The 1,909-nt window shown below is 62.2% G+C and carries 1 protein-coding gene; it reads right to left on the bottom strand.

Annotation, left to right across the window (positions count from 1 at the left end):
- Positions 1 to 54 precede the first annotated feature (54 nt).
- Complete coding sequence (locus ACFMO5_RS09460) at positions 55 to 1,779, bottom strand: DUF3352 domain-containing protein (protein ID WP_376792501.1); 1,725 nt, start codon at positions 1,777 to 1,779, stop codon at positions 55 to 57.
- Between the last annotated feature and the right edge of the window lie 130 nt (positions 1,780 to 1,909).

Here is a 1,909-nt window from a genome sequence, read left to right on the forward strand (position 1 = left end):
CTGGGCGCCTTCGGCGCCCAGCTCGCCCCCACCCCCCTATGGCAAGGAACCCCTTCACTGGGACTCAGGGACGATATAAATAAAGAACACCCCTCGCTGAACCGTCGAGCCGGGGCTGGCCTCGTTGGCGCTCCCAATCCCTTTGATCGGCTCCAGGAATGGGCGGACATCCTGCTCAAACCCCTCCCGCTGGCTTGGCGGAATCCGATCTCCAATCAGATCCCAGAGCCCCTGAGTGTCCACGAACACCAATCCGCTGCGACGACCGGGAAGGTGACGGAGAACCTGCTGGAACCGCGGGTTCCCCTGAATCGCCCGTTCCGGCGAGCGCTCCGGGTGGGCCTTCGCCAAGGCTTCCGGCGGGAAGCCGATTCCCACTGCCTCCGGACCGACCGCATACGCCGCCACTTGGGTTCCGCTCGGATCGATGAGGACCCGCAACGGGCGGCCGCTGATTTCCATTTCCTCAACGGTTAGCCCTGAGATTTGAAGGAGGCGTTCCAGCCGCTCCAATCCCGCGCGCGCCTCCTCCGGTCGATCGGTTTCGATCAGCGCAGAGAAACCCACGGGCAATTCCGGTATGGCCGGCGTTGAAACCCGGTGGAGCATGAACGCCAGATCCCCCGTCATCCAGGAGAGGAGATCCTCTTCCAAATCGATCCCCAGAGCGGATTGCATATCCTCCAGCTGCCGCTCCACATCCGGATTCGCTCGCATGGCGTTCAGGGTCTGCCGGATGGCTTTGCCGATTTGGGGGGTCTGAAACACAAACAGGACATCTTCAGGAACGCGCGCGAGCATCCGCTCGGAGATCGCCGGCGCATCCAGCATCTCCTGGGCCTCCGGCGACAGCTCCTCCCGTTGGATGATGGTGACATACTGCACGCGGATCCCCTCCGACAACAATTCCCCGGAGAAGCCACCTACCTTCATCGCCTGAAGGATCTGCCCGGAAGGCCCGGCCCCGAGCATCTCCTCGAAGGAAGGCGCCCCGGGGGTTTGGGACAAGGTCTTCCGATAAGCTTCCAGCATCGATGGGAAATCCATATAACCCAGCAGCACCGCCTGCTTCGGCAATTCCTCCATCACCCGCTGGAAACGCGGTGAACGGGAGAGGGACTCGCCCTTCCCATCGGCCCGATCCACGACCGCCTGGAGGGCCTTCTCTTGGGTGGCCATCACCACGAAATCGCGAACGGTGGCGAGAAGGATGGGAGGCTCCTCTGTCCCTGGCTCCGTAGGCCGGAACCAGTAACGGGTCTGCCCGTAAGTTCGCTCCTCAAAGGGAGATCCCTCTTCCGCCGCCCGCTCGCGAAGCCGCTCCAGGAACCGATTCGAGGCGTTCAAATCCCGCGAGGCGACCAGCAGCACCAAAGGCGGCGCATCGCCTTTCAGATCCTCTGGAGAGAGGGAAAGCACGGCCAGCCCGATTTCCGACCCCAGCCACGAGGCCACTTCAGCATCCCAGTCGATCTTCGACTCCTTTTTCAGGTTCTCCTTCGCATCCTGGAGCGCCCGCTTGATCTTCGGGTTGTCCAGGTAAGCTTTGCGGATCGTCTCGTAGCCGGGCTGCGCTTGAAGGTTATAGGACAGCGACATGTAAAAGACGGCATCGGCAGGGATGAGCTCGGCGGCCAACGTCTGTTGACGGAGCCCCAGCATGGCCATCACCCGCTCACGCAGAGGGGCGAAGGCCAGCACGCCGACGGCCACCCCGGTGGCGCAACATGCGAGGACCAGCAAGGGAACGACAATGAGAAGGAGCACTCTACGGTTCATCTCTCACCTCCGTGTATTCGGATAGATACCCCCAGAATCCGGTTTGTAGTGCTTTTTCCAGATTTGTTGTTTGGGTACACGATGGGGAAGCCCAATGGCCCCTCCCCCCTTCCTCCCCGCGGCCCGAAGG

Source organism: Thermoflexus sp., from assembly GCF_042408365.1.
Lineage (GTDB): Bacteria > Chloroflexota > Anaerolineae > Thermoflexales > Thermoflexaceae > Thermoflexus.